General features: G+C 62.6%; 18 protein-coding genes and 1 pseudogene. 9 read left to right on the top strand and 10 right to left on the bottom strand.

The window, feature by feature from the left end; translation table 11 throughout:
- Positions 1 to 3: 3 nt before the first annotated feature.
- From NIBR502772_RS11325 to NIBR502772_RS11310, 4 genes are all read left to right on the top strand, one after another.
- Positions 4 to 987 (top strand): electron transfer flavoprotein subunit alpha/FixB family protein, encoded by a 984-nt coding sequence (locus NIBR502772_RS11325; protein WP_141140251.1) that lies wholly within the window; start codon positions 4 to 6, stop codon positions 985 to 987.
- Positions 988 to 989: 2 nt separating this feature from the next.
- The gene (locus tag NIBR502772_RS11320; RefSeq protein WP_141140250.1) at positions 990 to 1,910 is read left to right on the top strand and encodes a cytochrome b/b6 domain-containing protein; all 921 of its coding nucleotides are present in this window, start codon (positions 990 to 992) and stop codon (positions 1,908 to 1,910) included.
- A 76-nt stretch (positions 1,911 to 1,986) separates the two neighbouring features.
- Entirely contained in the window at positions 1,987 to 3,138 is a 1,152-nt protein-coding gene (locus NIBR502772_RS11315; protein ID WP_141140249.1) for an acyl-CoA dehydrogenase family protein, read from the top strand.
- A 35-nt stretch (positions 3,139 to 3,173) separates the two neighbouring features.
- Positions 3,174 to 4,010 carry a PaaI family thioesterase gene (locus NIBR502772_RS11310; RefSeq protein WP_168223523.1) on the top strand — a complete coding sequence of 279 codons (837 nt, stop codon included), beginning with the start codon at positions 3,174 to 3,176 and terminating at the stop codon, positions 4,008 to 4,010.
- 15 nt (positions 4,011 to 4,025) lie between these two features.
- On the opposite strand, the gene NIBR502772_RS11305 is transcribed toward NIBR502772_RS11310, so the two are convergent.
- A complete protein-coding gene (locus NIBR502772_RS11305) occupies positions 4,026 to 4,520 on the bottom strand; it encodes a nuclear transport factor 2 family protein (RefSeq protein WP_141140247.1) in 495 nt (164 codons plus the stop codon).
- 238 nt (positions 4,521 to 4,758) lie between these two features.
- On the opposite strand from NIBR502772_RS11305, the gene NIBR502772_RS11300 reads away from it, so the two are divergent.
- From NIBR502772_RS11300 to NIBR502772_RS11295, 3 genes and pseudogenes are all read left to right on the top strand, one after another.
- Positions 4,759 to 5,577: an enoyl-CoA hydratase/isomerase family protein gene (locus tag NIBR502772_RS11300; protein ID WP_141140246.1), complete on the top strand. Its 819-nt coding sequence runs from the start codon at positions 4,759 to 4,761 to the stop codon at positions 5,575 to 5,577.
- A 70-nt stretch (positions 5,578 to 5,647) separates the two neighbouring features.
- Positions 5,648 to 5,800: pseudogene (locus NIBR502772_RS23080) on the top strand (TetR family transcriptional regulator); the annotation flags it as partial.
- A gap of 51 nt (positions 5,801 to 5,851) precedes the next feature.
- Positions 5,852 to 6,844: a TetR/AcrR family transcriptional regulator gene (locus tag NIBR502772_RS11295; RefSeq protein WP_141140245.1), complete on the top strand. Its 993-nt coding sequence runs from the start codon at positions 5,852 to 5,854 to the stop codon at positions 6,842 to 6,844.
- 21 nt (positions 6,845 to 6,865) lie between these two features.
- On the opposite strand, the gene NIBR502772_RS11290 is transcribed toward NIBR502772_RS11295, so the two are convergent.
- Genes NIBR502772_RS11290 through NIBR502772_RS11280 form a run of 3 tightly spaced genes read right to left on the bottom strand, consistent with a single transcriptional unit; the run spans position 6,866 to position 11,046 of the window.
- Positions 6,866 to 9,016, bottom strand: a complete 2,151-nt coding sequence (locus NIBR502772_RS11290) for a 3-hydroxyacyl-CoA dehydrogenase NAD-binding domain-containing protein (protein WP_141140244.1) — start codon at positions 9,014 to 9,016, stop codon at positions 6,866 to 6,868.
- A gap of 24 nt (positions 9,017 to 9,040) precedes the next feature.
- A complete protein-coding gene (locus tag NIBR502772_RS11285; RefSeq protein ID WP_141140243.1) occupies positions 9,041 to 10,255 on the bottom strand; it encodes an acetyl-CoA C-acetyltransferase in 1,215 nt (404 codons plus the stop codon).
- A 14-nt stretch (positions 10,256 to 10,269) separates the two neighbouring features.
- Positions 10,270 to 11,046 (bottom strand): enoyl-CoA hydratase/isomerase family protein, encoded by a 777-nt coding sequence (locus tag NIBR502772_RS11280; protein ID WP_141140242.1) that lies wholly within the window; start codon positions 11,044 to 11,046, stop codon positions 10,270 to 10,272.
- Positions 11,047 to 11,257: 211 nt separating this feature from the next.
- Between NIBR502772_RS11280 and NIBR502772_RS11275 the strand changes: the two genes are divergently transcribed.
- Together NIBR502772_RS11275 and NIBR502772_RS11270 are read left to right on the top strand one after the other, a co-directional pair.
- Positions 11,258 to 12,103 carry a PaaI family thioesterase gene (locus tag NIBR502772_RS11275; protein ID WP_168223522.1) on the top strand — a complete coding sequence of 282 codons (846 nt, stop codon included), beginning with the start codon at positions 11,258 to 11,260 and terminating at the stop codon, positions 12,101 to 12,103.
- Between the two features lie 29 nt (positions 12,104 to 12,132).
- Positions 12,133 to 13,116, top strand: a complete 984-nt coding sequence (locus tag NIBR502772_RS11270) for a nitronate monooxygenase family protein (protein ID WP_141140240.1) — start codon at positions 12,133 to 12,135, stop codon at positions 13,114 to 13,116.
- A 302-nt stretch (positions 13,117 to 13,418) separates the two neighbouring features.
- On the opposite strand, the gene NIBR502772_RS11265 is transcribed toward NIBR502772_RS11270, so the two are convergent.
- From NIBR502772_RS11265 to NIBR502772_RS11240, 6 genes are all read right to left on the bottom strand, one after another.
- Positions 13,419 to 14,612, bottom strand: coding sequence for an ABC transporter substrate-binding protein (locus NIBR502772_RS11265; protein WP_168223521.1), 1,194 nt, complete (start codon positions 14,610 to 14,612; stop codon positions 13,419 to 13,421).
- A gap of 46 nt (positions 14,613 to 14,658) precedes the next feature.
- The gene (locus tag NIBR502772_RS11260) at positions 14,659 to 15,381 is read right to left on the bottom strand and encodes an ABC transporter ATP-binding protein (protein WP_141140238.1); all 723 of its coding nucleotides are present in this window, start codon (positions 15,379 to 15,381) and stop codon (positions 14,659 to 14,661) included.
- A complete protein-coding gene (locus NIBR502772_RS11255) occupies positions 15,378 to 17,222 on the bottom strand; it encodes an ATP-binding cassette domain-containing protein (RefSeq protein WP_141140237.1) in 1,845 nt (614 codons plus the stop codon). Before NIBR502772_RS11255 ends, NIBR502772_RS11260 begins: the two co-directional genes overlap by 4 nt.
- Positions 17,219 to 18,073 carry a branched-chain amino acid ABC transporter permease gene (locus NIBR502772_RS11250; RefSeq protein ID WP_141140236.1) on the bottom strand — a complete coding sequence of 285 codons (855 nt, stop codon included), beginning with the start codon at positions 18,071 to 18,073 and terminating at the stop codon, positions 17,219 to 17,221. The genes NIBR502772_RS11255 and NIBR502772_RS11250 overlap by 4 nt, the downstream gene beginning before the upstream one ends.
- A 279-nt stretch (positions 18,074 to 18,352) precedes the next feature.
- On the bottom strand, positions 18,353 to 19,216 hold the full coding sequence (locus tag NIBR502772_RS11245) for an acyl-CoA thioesterase domain-containing protein (RefSeq protein ID WP_141140235.1): 864 nt from the start codon (positions 19,214 to 19,216) through the stop codon (positions 18,353 to 18,355).
- A 40-nt stretch (positions 19,217 to 19,256) separates the two neighbouring features.
- The gene (locus NIBR502772_RS11240) at positions 19,257 to 20,963 is read right to left on the bottom strand and encodes an AMP-binding protein (protein ID WP_141140234.1); all 1,707 of its coding nucleotides are present in this window, start codon (positions 20,961 to 20,963) and stop codon (positions 19,257 to 19,259) included.
- Positions 20,964 to 20,982 lie beyond the last annotated feature (19 nt).

The raw sequence follows: 20,982 nt of genomic DNA, 5'->3' as shown, positions 1-20,982 counted from the left end.
TAGATGTCCAAGATTCTAACCCTGATCGAGATCTCGCCCACGGGAGAGATCCGCAGCACGGCGGCCGAACTCATCGGCGCCGCATCGAAACTCGGCGACCCTGTCGCTGTCCTCGCTGTCACGCCCAACACGCTCAACGACGTGGCGGCGAGCCTCGGCCGGCTCGGTGCACACGAGGTGTATATCGCCGAGTCGGCCCTCGTCGGCAGAAAAATCGCGGTGGCGGAAGTTGAAGCATTAGCGATCGCAATGCAGGCGACCGGCTCGGAGGTCGTACTGGTGGCCAACTCAGTCGACGGCCGGGACATCGCTGCCCGCCTGGCGATCCGCTCCGGTGCAGGTATCATCGTCGACGCCGTCGACATTCGCCTCGATTCGGAGCGCGTCGTCGCGACGCATTCGATCTTCGGCGGCTCATACAGCACAGAATCTGTCATCGAAGGCGGGGCAACTGTAATCACTGTGCGCCCGGGCGCGATCGGCGATCGTGCGACGGCGGTGGACCCTGCCATCGTCACGCTTGCGCTCAATGAGACGACAGCACTCGCAGCTGTGATCGATGAGCACAATGACACCCCGGTCGTCTCAGCCCGCCCTGAACTTCGGGGCGCCTCGCGTGTCGTATCTGGCGGGCGAGGCCTCGGCTCCCTGCAGAACTTCGAGCTTGTTGAACAGCTTGCTGATTCGCTGGGCGCAGCGCTCGGTGCGTCACGCGCCGCCGTCGACGCAGGTTACGTGCAGCAGTCTGCACAGGTCGGGCAGACCGGCACTACCGTATCGCCGCAGCTGTACGTTGCACTGGGCATCTCGGGCGCGATCCAGCACCGCGCCGGCATGCAGACGGCAAAAACGATTGTCGCGATCAACAAGGATTCCGAGGCCCCAATCTTCGACGTCGCCGATTTCGGCATCGTCGGCGACGTCTTCAAGGTCGTTCCGCAGCTGATCAATGCAATCGAAGCCCGAAAAAGCACCGAAAACGCATAGCCATGACTACCACGACGAAACCGACAAACCGCTGGGCGAAGCTGGTCTGGCTGATCCCCTTAGCGGTGGTTGGCCTCATCCTCCTGGTGCTCGGCGCCCGCTATCTGCGCGAGGTTCCCGCGGTGCAAGCATTCCTCCTCGAGTACCCCGGCGCGACCCACTTGCCAGAAGGCGCCCCTGTTGGTTTTCCGGCCTGGCTCGGCTGGCAACACTTCTTCAATGCGTTCCTCCTGGTCCTGATCGTCCGGTCCGGCTGGCTTGTCCGCACAAACCAGCGCCCCGCAGCCCAGTGGACACGGAACAACACGGGGCTTATCAAGACGAAGAACTCTCCACAGCGCATCAGCATTGACCTTTGGTTCCACCTCTCGCTGGACGTTATCTGGTTTGTCAACGGCATTGTGTTTGCCGTTCTGCTCTTCAGCAGCGGGCAGTGGATGCGGATCGTGCCGACGAGCTGGGACGTCTTCCCTAACGCCGTATCGACGGCGTTACAGTACGCCTCACTGAACTGGCCGACCGAAAACGGATGGGTGAACTACAACAGCCTCCAGCTGATCGCATACTGCATCACGGTCTTCTTTGCGGCACCCCTGGCGGCCATCACCGGCGTCCGTATGTCCGGAGCATGGCCGAAGGATGCGGCCACCCTCAACAAGGCCTATCCCGTCGAACTGGCCCGGGCCATCCATTTCCCTGTGATGCTCTACTTCGTGGTGTTCATCGTCGCCCACGTGACGCTGGTCTTAGCCACCGGTGCTCTGCGCAATCTGAATCACATGTATGCGGGACAGGACAACGACTCCTGGACAGGCTTCTGGATATTCGCCGCTTCGCTCGTGGCCATGATTGTGGCTTGGGTAGCCGCACGGCCAATTATCCTCCGACCAATAGCAGCACTTACGGGCAAGATCAGCCGATGAATTGCAAGCGGTCCAAACAAACACGGCCTTATCGACGCCTAGTCGCAGTAACCCACACGCACACCAGGAGGCTAAGTTGAACAATCAGGAACCATCGGCCACTGAAGAGTACACACTGTTCCGCGAATCAGTCCGGTCTTTCATCGAGACCGAGGTCGCTCCGTATCACGAGGACTGGGAAGCGAACAAGGTCGTTGACCGTTCACTGTTCCAGAAGGCCGGAAAAATGGGCATCTTGCTTATCTCTGCAGATCCGGAGTACGGGGGCTCCGGTATCGAAGACTGGCATTTCAGCGCGATCATCAACGAGGAGTTTGCCCGCTCCGGGTACGCATCGGCAGGCCTGGGAATTGCGCTCCAGAACGATGTGGTGGGACCGTATTTGCTTGAACTTACCAATGATGAACAGAAGCTGCGGTGGTTGCCTGGGCTCGTCTCGGGCGATCTCATTGGCGCGATCGCGATGACGGAACCCGGCACAGGCAGCGACCTGGCTGGAATATCGACCCGCGCGGTGCGCGATGGGGATGACTACATCATCAACGGATCGAAGACGTTCATCTCGAACGGCCAAAACGCCGATGTTGTTGTGGTGGTGGCCCGCACGTCGGAGGATCGGCACAGCGGACTGACCTTGTTCGTCGTCGAACGCGGGACACCAGGCTTCGAACGCGGCCGCAATCTGGACAAAATTGGCCTTCGGGCCCAGGACACGAGCGAGCTGCACTTCACGGATGTGCGGGTTCCTGGGGCGAACAGGCTCGGCGCGGAGGGCGAGGGATTCAAACAGCTCATGGGCAATCTGCCACAGGAGCGCCTTTCTCTGGCCGTCACGGCCGTCGCCGCATCCGAGGCGGTCCTCTCCGACACTCTCGCCTACGTCACCGAGCGCACAGCCTTTGGCAAGCCCATCGGCACGTTCCAACACAGTCGATTCTTACTCGCAGAGCTGCGAACTGAGATCGATATCGCACGGGTCTACGTCGACCACTGCGTCGATTTGCATTGCCGACGCGAGCTCTCGCCCGTCCAGGCGGCCAAGGCCAAGTGGTGGTGTACGGAACTGCAGCTGAAGGTCACCGACCGCTGCCTTCAACTCCACGGCGGCTATGGATACATGCGGGAGTATCCAGTGGCCCGCGCATACCTCGACGCCCGGGTCCAAACGATCTTTGGTGGAACCACCGAGATCATGAAGGAAATCATAGGTCGCGACCTGGGCCTCTAGTCCAGATGCCGGCCTCGGTCACAGGGATACAAAAAATGGATAAGGCAACGGCCTGCTACATCGACCACGAAGGCTCGGTGGAGCGACGGTTCGGGATCGATCCCTGCCAGTGGACCGGGGAGCGGCGACTGGGCGCAATGCGGCTTCCGGCATGGACAACGTCGACTTCGGGCCAAGGCCACGGAGGCGTCATCGCGGTGCTGCTCGACCATGTGCTGGGTGAGGAGGTGTTTGCCACCGGATCAGCTGGGCAGTGGTCAGTCACCACGGAGCTCTCCGTTGCCTACCTGGCACCGGTACCGGCCATCGGTACGCTGCTGCTGGCACATGCATCGCTCGTAACCACCGACGGGCGCGGCGGCTTCGCCCGGGGCGAAGTGCTGACAGAGGCCGGCCAGGTCATCGCCACCGGCGCTGTTTGGGCGAACCACGTGCCGCTCTCCCCTGAAATCGAACACCGGATCGGTTCCGCGCGGGCGAGGGGACTGGTGATGCCTGACGACATTGCGCCGCCCGCCGCTGCCGTCATCCTCGGACAGTTGGGGGCGGTGGCATCGTCCACCGCTGTGAGAGCCGTACTGGAAGTTGCACACCCAGACCGGTGGGCAAATCTGTTCGGCACCCTCCACGGCGGAGTCTGGGCCTGCCTCGCACATCTCGTCGTAGGCGAACTGCTTTCCGCCCGCACCACGACACCATCAACGATCGCGAGTTTGAGCGTGCATTTCCTGCGTCCAGCGCCTCCGGCCAGCCTTGTTACCCTGACCGCCGAGTACGAGCACCAGGGTCGGTCGTTTGCCGTGGTCACTGTGCGCGGCACCAACGACGCCGGCACGACGTGCATCACTGCGACCGCAAACATCCGGCGCTAGTGACCGCGGTCCGTATCAGGTTGTGGCGCCAGCTCCAAGCAGCGAGAGTAGATACGAGCCCCCGATCCGGCCCTCACGCGCCGGCAGCGCCCCATACTGACGCATCATGTCGGTGATCTCGTACTGCGCGAGGTAACGCGAGAGTTTGCCATCCGTAAAGCCCAGGAAAATGTCACAGCCCATGGAGCTGAACGACTTCCCGTCACCGAATTTCGCCGGGGCACTGCCGCTCTGGCGGAAGAGCCACAATGCGCGGCCATCGGCCTCCGCGGTGAAGAGCTGGATTTCCTCGAAATGAACGTCAGGCATGACCCTGAAGACCATGTCGACATAGGGACGCATGCCGCCGATGCCTACGATAACGTCAGGCCAGAACACGGTGTCGTCCCACTCAATGTCATCATGCAGCAGGGCAAGCACCTGGTCTGTGTTGTGCGAATTCCACGCAGCGGACCATCGCTGACCAAATTCTCCTATGAATGAAGCAGAGACCGGCTTGTCAAATGTCATGGTTTTTCCTGTCTGAGGTCCAGCGGCGGATGCTTCACTTATGCCGTCAAGTGAATCATTGCTAGATTGCCTCGTCAATCCACCTAGTCGCCATCTCCGGCATTTTTGTTCATAATATGTGGATCATTCGTCAAGAGTATTGCCCGCCAAGTGAATCACGACTAGGCTGGAACCTATCAGAAACAGGACACGTCCGCACGCATGCGGCGGGCGCTCGCCACTAGCAAAGGACCTCTCCATGTCGAATTACCGGTACCTGAACACCTGGGTGGAAGGTGGAGTGGGCGTCCTACAGCTCAACCACCCTGAGAAGCGCAACGCACTCGGCTGGGAACTTCACGACGAGATCATCAACGCCCTCGCCGCTTGGGCCTACGACGACGAGGTTGCATCCGTGCTCCTCATTGGCAGCGAAGAGATCTTCTGCGCCGGGTGGCGACTCGATGTGCTTAATGGCATCACAGGCGAAGACCAGCGCCGCTTCACGGAACTGGCCACCCGACTTATGACCGACCTCAGCAACTATCGCAAGCCCACCGTCGCCGGCGTCGCAGGGGTTGCCCCGGGCTATGGCATGGACCTCGCCAACATGTGCGACATCACGATAGCTGCCGAGAATGCCTTCTTCGGTTCGACCCAAGTCAAGTACGGCATGAACGGCTTCTACGGCGGCCTGATGCGCAAGGCCGGCCCGATGCGCGCCCGCCGCCTGTTCTTCACGGGAGACCCCATCGACGCCGCAGAGGCCTACCGCATCGGCCTCGCCGATGAGGTGGTCCCGGTGGGAGGCTTGATCGCCCGCTCCCTGGAGGTGGCGAAGCAGGTTGCCGAGATGGGTTCGGAAATGGCAGTCGTTCTCAAGGAAGTCGCACTCCATGCAACCAATATGGACCACGTTGCCGGCATCGCGTACGAGCTGCGCGTTACCCACGACCTCACCCAGCGTTCGCTGTTCCACCAGCGCACCCCGGACGGCCTATCTCGCCTCAAGAAGGGCGAGAGTCGGGCCACGGAGCGCGTCCGCCACGAATCCGACAACGTCGTCAAGACTGGCTAAACTGAATCCACGCGACGCGTCGGGTCCATCGAGGCGAATGATGTGTCGGCGATAACGAGAGGGACCAGCCATCGGAGATTCAACCGCAAGCCAGCCGGCGCTCGCGCGTCAGCGACGGCGGAGTCCCTCCCGTCGGGTCGACATCGTCCAGGCCGCCGCCCGACTTTTCCAGAGCCGTGGCTACGCCAATGTCTCGGTAAAGGACATCGCCCAGTCTGTCGACATCACCGCCCCAGCCATCTACCGTCACTTCAATGGCAAGCAGGCCATACTATTGGCGGCGATCGTCTCCGGACTGGACCGAATTGACAACGACATGAAGGCAACTGAGGGTGGCGGTCTGAACGCCACCCTCAGTGCCGTCGCCGCTACGGCCATCGCGCGCAGCGACCTGTGGATCCTGATCCGCCGCGACAGCACCCATCTGCCCGTGGATGAGCTCCGCGCCGTGCGCGCGCGTTTCGCTGCCTTCGTGAGGACCCTCTCCGAGAGGATCCTGGAAGAACAGCCTGCGCTCGGCGAGGCGAATGCAGCCTGGGTAGCGCGCGCCGTGATCGCCACATTCGCCGCCCCGTCCCAGTATCCTCAACGCCTCTCCCCGCGCCACCTGCAGGCCACTCTCGTGCACGTCAGCGGCAACCTCCTCATCATCGACGCCAGCGAAGACCAGGCGGTCGCGACGCCTTATGCCCGTCAGGGGCCGTTCGACCCTGCTGCCTCCCGCCGCGAACAGCTACTGCAACACGCCTCGGTCCTCTTCGCGGACCGCGGTTATCAAGAGGTGAGCATCGACGACATCGGGGCGGCTGCCGACATCGCCGGCCCTAGCATCTACCATCATTTCCGGAGCAAGTCCGAGATCCTCGTGGCGATCCTGCGCCGTGCTATCGAGTGGATCGAGTTCGATCGCATGCGCGCTACGCGCGAATCAGACGATCCCCAGCAGGTCCTCACGCTGCTCGTCCGCTCGTATACTCTGCTGGCCCTTGACCATCCTGAACTTTTTCGAATCTTCACTCACGAGTCGATCCATCTGCCCCGCGAGGAGCGGGTGATGATCCGCAACGCCCACCGACAGTTTTTCACTTCATGGGTGTCGTTGCTCGCCCAAGTGCGCCCGGAACTCACTGACGCACAGGCGCAGACTCTGGTCTCCTGTGCGTTGTGCGTTATCAATGATCTCTCGCTGTCCAAGACCATCCGTGCGGACGCGAAACGCGAGCTGCGTCTGGCGCAGCTCGCGTTTCGCGTGCTTGAGACACCCTAGGTTTCCAGGGCTACTATTCGACTATTCGTAGTGTTTGCCCGCCACCGCGCGTTCGACGAGCGACGCCGGTGGCCTGAATCGATCACCGTGCAGACGGGCTAGTTCCTCTGCACGGGCGACGAAGGCCGCGGGACCACCCTCAACCTGGTTCACAAATTGCAGCACGCCCCCTGTCCAGCCAGGAAATCCGATGCCCAGGATCGAACCGACATTGGCGTCAGGCACAGATCGAAGCACACCTTCATCCAGGCAGCGGATCGAGTCGATGCTCTCGGTATAGAGCATCCGGTCCGCCAGATCCTGCAGCACCGCCTCGCCCTCGACGAGCGGGAACTCCTCGCCCAGCCCGGTCCAGATGCCGACACGCCGGCCGTCCTCGTAATCGTAGAAGCCGGCACCCTTCGAGCGGCCAGCGCGGCCGCGCTCAATGAGGCGGTCAAGCACACCAATACCAGGGTGCCGATTTTCGGGCAGGACACCACGGTGCGCCGCGGCCTGGTTGTCGATGTCGCGCAACAGGGTCAAGGTGAGCTCATCGACAAGCGCCAGGGGCCCCACCGGGTAGCCGGCCTGCATCGCCGCCTGTTCAATCGATGCGGGTGCGACGCCTTCGCCGACCGCGGCGACGGCCTCAAGCACGTACTGCACAATTACACGTGTCGTGAAGAAACCCGGGGCATCGTTGACAACAATTGGCGTCTTGCCAATCTGAGCGGCGAGGTCGAGCGCGCGGGCCAGCGTCGCATCGCTCGTCCGTTCGCCAACGACAATCTCCAGCAGGGGCATCTTGTCCACCGGAGAGAAAAAGTGCAGCCCAATGAAGTTCTCGGGTCGCTCGACGGCGGTGGCCAGGTCGGTGATGGGCAACGTTGACGTATTTGAGGCCAGCACCGTATCCGGGCCAACTATTGCTTGCAACTCAGCGAAGACCTGCTTCTTGACCTCCGGGTTCTCGAACACCGCTTCGATGACAACATCCGCTTTCGCGGCGTCGGGCAGGGCGTGAGTGGGCTGGATACGCTGGAGAATCTCCGCACTCTGTTCGGGAGTGCCCTTGCCGGCTGCCTCGCGAGCCTCAAGGATCTTGGCCGCATAGCCCTTGCCGCGTTCAGCCGCCTCGATGGTCATGTCGCGGAGCACCACCTGCAGCCCAGCCTTCGCGCAGACGTAGGCTATCGCGGCGCCCATCATTCCGGCACCGATGACGGCCACGGTGTTCGCTTTGGTGACCGGGTACCCCTCGGGGCGGCCCTTGCCCCGCTGGATGTGCTGCATGTCGAAGAACTGTGACTTGATGATGTTCGCCGAGGTCTGGCTGCAGATCAGTTCCGTGCAATAGCTCGTCTCGATCTCAAGCGCTGTGGCGAAGTCCACCTGTGCCCCTTCGACAGCTGCCGCCAGAATGTTGCGGGCGGCCAGGCTCGGCGCGCCCTTGCTCTGCTTGCGGAGGGTCGAGGCCAAGGCCGGCAGCACGGTGGCGAGTTCCGGCGATGACGGGTTGCCGCCCGGGATGCGATGTCCGGGCGTGTCCCACGGCTGAACCGGGCTGGGGTTCGCCTTGATCCACGCGACGGCGCGGGGAACCAATCCGTCCTTGGTGGCGACAACGTCGTCGATAAGACCGAGGTCCAGCGCCGCGGAGGGTACGTACTGCTGCCCACGGAGCAGGAGCAATTGCAGTGCCTTCTGGACACCAAACATCCGGACCGTGCGCGTCGTTCCGCCGCCGCCTGGGAGCAGGCCGAAGGTGACTTCGGGCAGGCCGACCTTAGTGCGGGGGCTATCGAGTGCGATGCGGTGGTGCGCGGCGAGAGCGATTTCGAAGCCGCCACCGAGGGCGGCGCCATTGAGTGCCGCGACCACCGGTATGCCGAGGGTCTCAAGGCGACGAAGTTGCAGTTTCACGCCGCGCAGAAGCCGTGCGATTTCCTCGGCGTCCGCGGGAGTGGCCCGCATCATGAAGCCGAGGTCGCCGCCGGCGAAGAAGGTGGATTTCGCCGAGGTCAGGACGACGCCGGTCAACGAGGCCTTGCGCTCCTCGAGTTCGTCGAGGCATTCCTTGATCGCGACCCGGAAGGCCTCGTCCATCGTGTTGGCTGACTGCCCTGGCGCGTCCATTGTGAGTATGAGGATTGAATCGTCGACGATCTCCGTCGCGAAGTAAGAGTTCATTCTGGTTCTCCCGGAGTTGTTAAATCAGATGCGTTCGATGAGGGTGGCGACGCCCATGCCGCCGCCGATGCACAATGTCACGACCGCGCGTCGGCCGTTGCGTCGCTCGAGCTCGTCGATGACGGTGCCCACCAGCATGGCGCCCGTGGCGCCGAGCGGATGGCCCATGGCAATCGCGCCACCGTTGACGTTGAGCTTCTCGTCAGGGATGTCGAGGTCACGCTGGTAGCGCAACACTACCGAGGCGAACGCTTCGTTGATCTCAAAAAGGTCGATGTCATCGGTGGTCAGCTTTGCCCGGTCGAGCAGTTTGCGCGTCGCCGGTGTCGGCCCTGTCAACATGATGGTCGGGTCCGCGCCGGAGGTGGCGGTGGCGACGATGCGTGCCCGCGGCGTCAGTCCGTACTGGCTGCCGACCTCGGCGTTGCCAACTAGCACCAGCGCTGCGCCATCGACAATTCCCGAGGCGTTACCGGCATGGTGCACGTGGTTGATCGATTCCAGACGGTGGTACTTCTGGAGGGCGACGGCATCGTACCCGGCTTTCTGCCCCATCGCAGCGAAGGCGGAGGGCAGCTTCGCGAGGGTCGCCGTCGTGGTAGAGGCACGCATATGCTCATCCCGGTCGAGCAGGAGCAGCCCGTTGCGATCGCGGACCGGCACGATGGAACGGGCGAAAGCGCCGCTTTCCCACGCCGCTGCGGCACGCTGCTGGCTGCGTACGGCATAGGCATCGACATCGTCACGGGTGAAGCCCTCAATGGTGGCTATCAGGTCGGCGCTGACGCCCTGGGGAATGTAGTGCGTCGCATAGCTGGTCTCGGGGTCGTTCATCAGCGCGCCGCCGTCGGCGCCAAGAGGAATCCGCGACATCGATTCGACGCCGCCGGCAAGGATCATGTCATCCCATCCCGAGCTGACTTTCTGCGCGGCGATGTTCACGGCCTCGAGACCGGAACCGCAGAAGCGGTTCACCTGCAGACCGGCGACATGGGGCGGGAGGCCTGCGAGAAGGGCTGCACTTCGGGCAATGACCGAGCCCTGGTCGCCCACCGGTGACACGACACCCAGTACCACGTCATCTATGGCGCTGGGATCGAGGCCTGGCAGGCGCCTGCGGAGCTCGTCAATCAGTCCGACGACGAGCGAGATCGGCTTGGTGCCATGCAGGGATCCTGAGTCTTTTCCCCTCCCCCGGGGCGTTCGGATGGCTTCATAGACAAATGCTTCATTTGGCACGTCGTTGTCCTTTCTCAATTTGCAGTCTGGTATTTGCGAAGTTTGGCGAACGCCTGGTTGACCCGTTCGATGACCTCAGGGTGACGGATCACTTCGCGGTATGCGAGCGTCTCGTAAGTGAGGGCGCTGATGGGGTCCATGGCCGGAGCCCGAAGCATCATCTCTTTGTTGTTGGCCGCCGATGCTGTGGTGGTTTCGGCAATCGAACGGGCAAGCGCCGTCGCGGTCTCCACGACCTGTCCGGCGGGCACCATGCGGTCAACGAGCCCGATGCGTTCGATCTCGGCCGCGTTGATGATGTCGCCGCTGAGCGTCAGGAGCTTGGCTTGGCTGAGCCCGACGATCTTCCACAGCGGGGTGAAGTACGGGGTGAGGCCCATCTTGATCTGGGGGAACCCCATGCGCACGTTGTCGCCACCGATGCGGATGTCGCAGAAGACAGCAATGTCGCAACCGCCGCCGAGGGCAGGCCCTCCAACCGCAGCGATCGTCGGCTTCGGATAGTCGAGGATCAGTCCGTAGACCCAGAGGCAAACGTCGGAGTAGGACGCCATCGTCTCCTGGGTGAAGCCGGACTGGAGCTGTAGGTCCAGGCCAGCGCAGAAGATTTCCTCGCCCCCGGTGATGACTACAACGGCCACGAAGTCATCTTTTTTCCAGTCGGTGAGTGCGTCACCCACCTCCTGGAACAGCTCGAGGCTGAGGGCGTTGCGTCGGTCGAAGCGGTCAAAGGTGATGGTGCCTACCCCGTCAACAACGGTCGTCTTGATCTCGGTGAAGTTTCTCGACATCGTCTGTCCTTCCAGAAGGGCCGCGGCCCCGGATTTTTGGAATATTTGTAAATCTTGGCTAGGTAGTCTGCCAAAATCATACTTGCAGGTGATTAGGCTCTATTGATGAGACACTATCGCAGTAAGTGAATCTTGACTAGCCTGTAATACCGAATTATCCTGATTCTGTCGCATCTTTATGCGAGCCGCACGAACGAATGAGGTGTACAGCGTGCAACTCCCCGCTTCCGACACGCACTGGGATCTCGCCGGCCTCGCTGCCGGGGCTCAGACTCCAATAAACTCGGCGGAGTTCCTGTTCTCTTCCGATGTCGTCGCCGAGGGTCGTGGCCGCGTGGTCGGCGAGGTGACAATGCCTGCCAGCGGCGGGACGTTTGGCTGGCTCGGTCCCGCCATCGATATGGTGCTCGGCCGGTCCTACGTGACAGTGCTCCCGGTCGGCAACACGTGCCTCACCCTCGGCATGCGTCTGGACTCGATTGGTGCCGCGTTCCTGCCGGGCGAACGTGTCCGCATACACGGTTCGGTCCTTGGCGTGGACGGTCCCTACTCGCTCACCTCGGCGACGGTCATCAGTGAATCGGGACGCGTGATCGGTACCGGCACAGGCCGGTTCCTGAGCATTCCCAGTGCCGCAAGAGCCAGGGAGCTACCCGACCTAAGGCCTTTCAGCGACCGCGGCGTTGAACTCGCGGAAGCACTCGGCACCCAAGTAACCGAAAGGCACGACGATGGGCTGACAGTGCGTTTCGACTACTCGCCGCCGCTCGCCAACCCGCACGGTGTACTGCACGGCGGCGTTCAAATCGCGATGTTCGAGACGGCCGTCGCCCGGCACCATAACCTCTTCAATTCGGCAGGCGGCACTGCCCTGCTCGCCGATCTGACTATTTCATTCCTTTCCCCGGTGGTCGCCGAGGAACATAACGGCGTGAGCATTCGGACCCGCACTTTCCGCAGCGGTCGACGCATCGCCCTTACACGGGCCGAGATCGTCGGCGCTGACGGACACGTCTGCTCATCGGTCACCGCGACCTTCAACATTTCCCATAGTTAGACCAACACCCACGAGACAAGGGATTCACCATGATTAACACACGCTTCACTGAGGAGTTCGGCATCGATCACCCTGTTGTTCAGGGTGGTATGCAATGGGTAGGTCGCGCCGAATTGGCAGCGGCCGTCTCAAGCGGCGGCGGGCTGGGCATTATCACGGCGCTAACCCAGCCGACTCCCCACCACTTGCGGGAGGAGATAGCACGTACCCGTGATCTCACGGACAAGCCCTTCGGCGTAAACCTGACGATTCTGCCTTCCATTACCCCGCCACCCTACGACGAGTACCGCCGGGCAATTGTCGAGTCAGGCGTGAAAATTGTCGAGACTGCAGGGTCTAACCCTGCCGCGCACATGGAGTACTTCGCTGCCCACGGCGTCAAGGTGATCCACAAGTGCACCAGTGTGCGCCATGCCTTGAAAGCCCAGGACGTTGGCGTTCACGCCGTCAGCATCGATGGATTCGAATGTGCCGGACATCCCGGCGAGGACGACATCCCGGGCCTGGTGCTCATTCCGGCCGCCGCCAACCAGCTCGACATCCCGATGATCGCTTCGGGCGGATTCGCTGACGGTCGAGGTCTCGCAGCGGCCCTGGCGCTCGGTGCCCACGGCATCAACATGGGTACCCGGTTCCTCTGCACCCAGGAGTCCCCCATCCATGAAAGCGTGAAACAAGCGATCGTAGACGCCAGCGAACTCGACACGAACCTGATCTTCCGGCCATTGCGGAACACGGCCCGTGTCGCCAAGAATGCCGTTAGCGACGAGGTGGTCAAGATCCTCGCGGCCGGCGGCGAATTCAGCGACGTCCGTGAACTGGTTGCCGGTGCCCGCGGTCGCGGCGTGTACGAGACCGGCGATACTGATGCCGGCATCTGGACCGTGGGCATGGTCCAAGGCCTGATCCACGACGTCCCCACAGCCGGCGAAGTCATCCGTCGCATCGTCGACGAAGCCGAAAAGCGAATCGAGTCACTGTCCGGACTGCTCGCCGCGCCGATGCCAGCCTGACGAGCTCCTGCCCCTGGTCCGCCGGGGTGTCAACGCTGATCCAAGCGAAGACACCCCGGCGCAGCGCCGAACTATAAAACCGCCGACGCGCCGATGAACGCGGCCTCGAATCCAAAACCAAAACGTCACTCAGCGGCGAAGGAGAAACTGTCCTCGCCGCTTCTTCGCGTACCCGGCCAATCGCGATGTATCCGCCCGGCGGATCGAGGATCCTTCGGCCCGTAGGTGGTCAGGCGCAGCAGAAAGACCGGCACCCCTGACGGGGTGCCGGTCTTTAGCTGACGAACCAGGGGAAGGCGCGTTTACTTGCCGATGGTTACATCGCTCGCAATCGAATTCGCGTTCTTGGCCGAGCGGTACACAACGAGGAAGCTGCCACGGAGGCCATCCCGGCTTTCACCGAATGAGATCGTGGAGCCGCTTCGGCCGGCCGCGCCGTCGAGCGGCTTCATCGCAGAGATCGCGTCGTTCAGTGCTTTGCCCCCGGTGCCGTTGGTCGCCCGGAGACCTTCTGCAGCGATGCGCACCGCGTCGTAGCTCTGCACGGCAGCATCGGCCAGCTGGGCCTTCCCGTATTTCGCCTCGTAGGCGGCGTGGAACTCCTTGAACCGCGGTTTGTTCATGTCTACCGATGACGGGAAGTAGGCGCCAGGGAGCTGGTCGTAGGCACCGCCCCCGACAGAGAATGCGTCAGGGAATCCGACCCCGGCGAGGCCAATGATCGGAACCAGCAGTCCCTGTTCGACCATGGTCTTCGCGAGCAGGCCGTGGTCGGCACCGGTAGAGCCACCGACGAGGAGCACATCAGGCTTCTGCGCCGCGGCGGACTTCACCGGACCGGACAGGTCGGTACCGGCCAACACGTACTCAACGGGGCTGCCCCCGCTGGCGAGGCCGGTCTCCTTGGCTCTCGACTGGAACATGCCTGACAATGCCGGGCCGACGGCACCGTTGTCAAACATGATGGCGGCGTTCTTCAAACCGAGAGCGTTGGCGATGTCAACGACGGCGTTGGCCTGGTCAAGCGCGGTGGCCGCCACCCGGAAAGTGAATTTCGCGTCTTTCGTAATGCCGGCCGCCGACGATGCCGAGGCGAGATAGGGCACCTCCGATCGCTCGGCGACTTCCCTGATTGCCAAGCCCTCGGCGCTCGAGAGGCCGCCGACGAGCACCGGCACCTCATCGACGGTGATCGCGCGCGTGGCGACTCGAGAGGCGACATCGGGCGAGAGTTCGTCGTCGTAGATCTTGAGCTCGACGTTCCGACCGTTGATGCCCCCGCCGGCGTTGACCTCGGCGATGGCCAGTTCGGCGGCGTTGACCATTGCTTTGGCGGCAACCGCGTTCGAACCCTTTAGGGGCGCGATGAACCCGATCGAGACGGGGTCGCCGCCGGAAGCAGCGACATCGCCGCTGGATGACGCGCAGCCCGCCGTGAATGCGAGGACACCCGCGGCAAGTGCTGCGATAGTGGCGGTACGTGTTGAACTCTTCATTGACTTCTCCTTGGTGTGGTTTCGCATCAGCTTCCGGTCGGCGGGGCTAGGCGAAATAGGCGTTTTGGATCTGTGCATGCGAGAGGGAGTCGATGCCACCAGACATGGTGATTTCCCCCTTGTTCAGGACAATGAGCTCGTCACAGACGCCGCGCAGCATGTGGCTGCCCTGTTCGACGACGAGCAATGACACACCGGTTGCCCGGAGCTTGGCAATTGCTTCGTAGATGCGATTCACAATGACGGGGGCAAGGCCGAGCGAGGGCTCATCGAGCACGAGCAGCTTGGGCTTCAGCACGATCGCCCGGCTGAGCGAAAGCATTTGCTGCTCGCCACCGGAGAGCAGCCCCGCCAGTTGGTCACGGCGTTCTTGCAGAATCGGGAACAGTGAATAGATTTCATCTGCCGACCCCCTCAGCGCGGCGTCCGCTCCCCGCGTGGTGAGGCAACCGGTCGCCAGGCGAAGATTTTCGATCACGGTCAGCGATTTCAGCACCTGGTGGCCCTCCGGCAGCGAGACCAAACCGGCACGCGTTCGGGCGGACGCCGTGTCCCGGCTGATCACTCGACCCAAGAACTCGATGGATCCCGAGGACAGGCGGAGCTGGCCCGCGACCACTTTGAGCAGGGTCGACTTGCCGGCACCGTTCATCCCGGTGACCCCCACGGACTGGCCGCGCTCGATTTGCAGGTCGATCGAATTCAGCACCTTTGTCCGGCGTGAATATCCGGCGCTGACGCCCCGCACATCCAGCAATAGTTCGCTCATACGGCTTCCACCTCTCCCAAATAGGCCTCGATCACGCGACGATCGGCAATAACCTCTGCGGGCGCGCCTTCCGCGAGCACCTCTCCCTGGTTCATCACAATGATGCGGTCGCTGACAGTTGCGACGAATCCGACGTGATGGTCGATGACCACTACAGAACGCCCGCGCTCCTTCAGCTGCTGCAGCACGGCAATAAGCTCCTTGAGGTCAGACTCCGTAAGTCCGGCGCCAGGCTCGTCCAGCAGAATCACTTCAGGATCGAGCATCAGGCTTCGGGCGATCTCAGCGAGGCGCAAAACCCCGTAGGGTTGCGCCTCGGCCAACCCGTCGGCGAAAGATTCAATGCCGACCTCCTGCAGGAAGGCACGAGCGCGTTCGCGCTGGACCTCGTCGTTTCTGCGTGAGCCCGGAGTGTTGATCAGTTGGCTGAAGAATCCTGCCTTGGCGTGAACTTCGCCGCCGAGCATGACGTTTTCGACGAGTGAGAGGTCAGGCACCAAGGCCGGTACCTGGAAGGTCCGGGCAATGCCTGCCTTCCTGATGTCCTGCGCAGATTTTGCGACGACTGAGGTGCCGTTAAGCGAGATCGAGCCCGACGTTATGGTCACTTCTCCTGTGATGGAGTTCATCAGCGTCGTTTTTCCGGCCCCATTCGGACCCAGCAGGCCGATGACTTCACCGACTCCCACCTGCAGGGACACGTCGCGTACGGCGTGCACGCCGCCGAAACTCACCGAGACCCCGGCGAGTTCGAGGACTATATCTCCAGCCGCCCCAGCGGCGGACTTTGTAGCCTGAAATTTCGGGTCATAGGGGGAGATGGTGACCGGAGGGCTGTCCGACTTCACGCGGCGAGCGGGTACGGAGCGGCGGACGAAGGCCCATGCAGCGAGCAACCAGCCAGCAACACCCTTGCGCCCGAACGTCATGAGCAGGATCACCGCAGCACCGTAAACATAGGGCTGTACGCCGCCCAGCACAATGCCGACTTCATCGAGACCGAGCAGCACTAGCACACCAACCACGGGACCGATGAAGGTGCCGGGACCGCCGATGACGGTCGCGAGCAGGAGCTCAATCAGCCTCGGCAGTCCGAATGCCTCTGGCGCGATCGTCAACTGGAAGTGGGCGTACAGTGCACCGGCGAGGCCAGCCAAAGCACTCGACACGGCAATGGTCAACAGGCGAAGTTTGGCTGCGTCGACGCCGACGGCGGGCAGAACTCCCGGGGTCTCCCGCAATGCAGCAAGCTTGCGGCCGATGGGCGAGCGGCCAAGGCGCAGCATGAGCTCGGCGACCAACCAGGCGACAACTGCGCAGAGCCAGAGGTATTCGATGCGCCCACCGACCAGGCGTACGTCGCCGATTGTTGGCGAAACGATCGCATAAATGCCGGCAGCGCCGCCTGTGACTTCGGTCCACTTGGAAAAGACCTCGATAAGGGTGACAGCGAAGGCGAGTGTCACCATGGCGATGAAGATACTGCGGAGCCTTGCGGTAGGCCATGCAATTGCGACGGCAAGCAACGTGGAGATCGCCATCGCAAAGGGCACGGCGAACCAGAACGACCAGCCCCAGTGGTTCTCTGCGTACACACTGGCGTACGCGCCCACGCCGTAGAGCGCGACCTGCGCGAGCGAAAATATGCCGCCATAGCCGAACACGAGATTGAAACTGGCTGTCAGGATGTAGGCGATGGCGGCGCTGGTGGCCAGGTGACGCAGGTAGCCGTTGCCGCCAAGGCTTAGCACGATCACGATGATGACGAGTGGGATGGCGATGTGCGGGATCAGCCGCTCCAGACCGCCCTTTATGCGCCGGGTACTGCGAACGGAGGTCATACTCTCTCTCCAGTCTTGGTTGACGTAAACAGGCCGGCCGGACGGATCGCCAGCCCGAGGAGCATGAGCACGAATACCGGCGTCAGGGGGAGCTGCACGTTGAGCAGCTGCTGAACAAGCGCACTGGCGGCCGCCACGAGAAGCACACCGAGTACCGTCGCCCGGAGGGATCCAATGCCGCCGAGCACGGCGCCGACGATCGCGGTCACAAGCAGTGGCATCGAGGCTGTGTCAGAGATGCTTGCCAGGCCGGCCTGGAGCACGCCGCTCAGCGCACCGCAGGCTCCCGCGACGGACCACGCGATAAAATGGTAGACCAGGGTCCGCGAGCCATACAGCTGGGCCAACGGTTCGTTCGTCGAGCAGGCCTCCATTCCCCGGCCGATCAACGTGCGGTCGAACATGGCGATCACGGCGATGACCGCGACCATCGAAACTGCAACCGACAGCGCGCGATGTGCACTGAGCTCATTGCCAAACAGGCTGAGGGATCCATCGATCCACGGTTCGGCGGTGTGGGGGCTGGTGCCAAACACTTCGTCCCCGAGCGCCTGCACGATCAGAGCGACACCCAACGTCCCCAGAGTCATTGCCACCGGCGGGATCCCGCGGAACTTCCCGGGAAGAACGCCGAGCAAAAATACGGCCACGCCGAGGCCGGCGCCCATGGCAATGGCAGCAAGTGCTGCCACCACGCCGCCGCCCATCAGGGCATAGGCGACGCCGGAGACTACGCAGATAGCGCCGGCCGCGAAGTTGATGACACCGCCGATGCGGTAGACCAGCGCCATTCCGATTGCCATGGGCGCCAGAACCGCGGCGGTCGAGAGAGCTGTGATGATCACTTGCACTGGAAAGCTCCATCCATCTGCACGTCTTCGTGCGTTGATATCGTTCGTGACATCATAGCCATTCAGATGTCGCAAGCACAATCATTTGTCCAATAAATATGGAGCGCTTTAAGCAGTGGGATTGATCTTCCCGTATGGAAGTAGGCCTGGCAGCAATCAGACAAAGCGATCTCCGCGCGATGGGCCCAGCCAGTTAACGGCCATAAAATTCAATATCAGCGATGTCACTTGTCGCCTGTTCTCCATTGGGCGGCCCAGCCGGTTAGCCGGACCGCCGAATCAGCGGGGTGGGCCAGCGAGCGTGGCCGAGGCCTGAGTAAGCACGGTCGCATCGGGCGCAGCCAAGGTCATGTCGATCCGCATCAGGCTGCGGCTCCTGCGCACCACCGTGCTGCTCAGCTGCAACACCTCGGGCGAGACGGCCACAGGGGCCCGATAGTGCACGTCGATGTCGAGCATGCGCCAGCCGGGTCCATCCTGTGCAGCCAGGTGTTCGGCGGCGGTGCAGAAGGCCGCGGCTTGCGCGCCGCCGTGCATGACTCCGGCAGGATTTGCGAACACGAGAGCCGCCTCCAGATGTGCCACCGTCCGAAGGGCATCAACATGCCCGTACTCAAGTTCGAGAAAATTGCTCAGCGAAAGCGCGTTCGGCAGCCGCACGTCCTCGATGACGGGGGGTGGTGGTAGGTCATCGCTGCCGAAGAGCTTGAATCTGCCTACCAGTAGCGCCAGCGTCGAGGAGTCTGCACTGAACAGTTCACCCCGGGCGACAGCGAAGTCATCAGCGAAGTTCATCACCGACGCCGTGCCACTTATAGTCGGTGCGGGAGGGAGCTGTGCCGTGAACCAATCGATTCGGAGGTTGACCGTGACCCCTGAACGGTTTCGCGGCACTGCGGCGAGCACGGCCCTGCCAAGCACCAGGTCCGCCAATGTTGCGGTCCAGCCAAGCTCCACTGCTCCGGGCGGTCGATCAAACTCCCCTTTCGCCGCCACCGAGGAAGCTCCGGTGATGCGGGTGGCGAAGGAGACCTCCGCGGCGTTGGGCTGCCATCCCCCGAGCCCATCTGGTCCGCCATCACTGTTGAGCACCGTTTCCCCGATTGGGTCCGCGTGAAGCCGCGCCGGCACTTCTGGTGTCATGGCTGTTTCCTCGTTCGCCAGCCCCATACTGGGCACAGCCTCAGCGGTCAGGCTTCGCTGTGGCCAGCTCACGAAGGCGGAACTTCTGGATCTTTCCCGACGGGGTTCGCGGCATCTCGTCGACCACCACGAGATGTTCAGGCCAGTATTGCTTCGCCGTACCGTGCTCATCGAGGTACTTGAGCAGTTCGGGCAACCCGGGAGCCTCGTTCCTGGGCACGATCACGGCGCAACCGCGTTCGCCGAGCCGTTCGTCGGGAAGGCCGATGACCGCCACCTCCCGAATGCCCGGGTGGGTCAGGAGCAGGTTCTCGATTTCAACGACGGGAATGTTCTCTCCGCCGCGGATGATGATGTCCTTTGCCCGGCCGGTGATGCGGACGGTGCCGTCGCTGTGTTCAATGCCAAGGTCCCCCGTGTCGAACCAGCCGTCCGGATCCACGACGTCATCGTACAAGTCGCCGCGTCCAAGATAGCCAACAAAAACACTCGGGCCACGCACAATGAGCCGCCCCTCAGTGCCCAAGGGGACGGGATTGCCCGCGTCATCAACGATCTTGAGCGCCATGAAGCCGATCGGGCGGCCATCGCTCGAACACACGGTCTCAACATCGTCACTCGGGTGGTGGACGGTGACGCCGCCGCACTCCGAGGTGCCCCACTGGGCAAGCAACTGCGCTCCGAGCTCGCTGGCAGCCCGAGGCGCAAGCGCCGGCGAAATTGGCGCCCCGGCGCACACGAACGTGCGAAGGCTCGCGAACGACCGCGGACTGCGGATCTGCTCTTCGACCGCGTCGACGACGAACGGCGTCGCTCCAATCGTCCAGGTGATACCTTCCACATCGATGAGGTCGAGGAAGCCACCGGGGTGCCAGACATCTTGGAACACCGCGGTCATGCCCCGTGACAACGGATGCAGCATCCCCCACAGGTACCCCGTGAGGTGACCCACCGGCGACGCCATGAACGAGACGTCGTCCGAGCCCAATGACAGATTATCGAAAACTGCACGGCCAGCGGACCACAGCGTGTTGTAGCTATGGAGCGTGCCCTTCGGTTCGCCGGTGGTGCCGGAGGTGTAGATGAGCGATGCGATGTCGTCACAGCTCCGGCGCCGATCGGCGAGGATGGCAGCGGTGTCCGTCGCGCGATTCGCCTCGCTGTGAAGGAACTGCTCCTCGAAACTCAATGCCCCGCCGTAGGCGACTCCCCTGGCCACGACGACATGCTCGAGAGATGGCAGCGTCCTGCGCAGATCCAGCGCTAGCTCGGCATGGTTGAAGCCACGGAAGGATTCCTCGACGATCAGCACCTTGGATCCGGCGCGCGAGAGCATGAATTCAAGTTCCCGGCGTCGGAAAATGGTCACCAGGGGGTTGACCACCGCGCCGGCACGCGCGGCAGCCAGTGCCGCCACCGCGAATTCCCAGCCGTTGGGCATCTGGAGCGAGACGACGTCGTTCGCTTCGACGCCAAGTTCGATCAAGGCGAGGGCGGCCCGTTCGACGAGCGCGTTCAGCTGTCCGTAGGTGATTGTCTCGGGGACCGCTGATCCCTTGCGGTAGGCGACGATCGCTGCACGGCGCGGGTGCGCTTTGGCCATCGACAGGATGTCGTCAACGATTGTCGTGTCGCGCCAGTGGCCCTGGGCGCGATATTCGCTGGCAATCTTGGCCGTCGGCTGCCGGAGCGCCCACGTGTGTACGGCGTCTGTAAGGGTGGTTTCGGTGGGTGTGGAGTTCATCATGGTCCTTCGTGATCCTGGC

The sequence above is a fragment of the Pseudarthrobacter sp. NIBRBAC000502772 genome (assembly GCF_006517235.1).
GTDB lineage: Bacteria > Actinomycetota > Actinomycetes > Actinomycetales > Micrococcaceae > Arthrobacter.
Note: the sequence above shows the minus strand (reverse complement) of the source record. Positions and strands in the feature narration are given on the sequence as shown.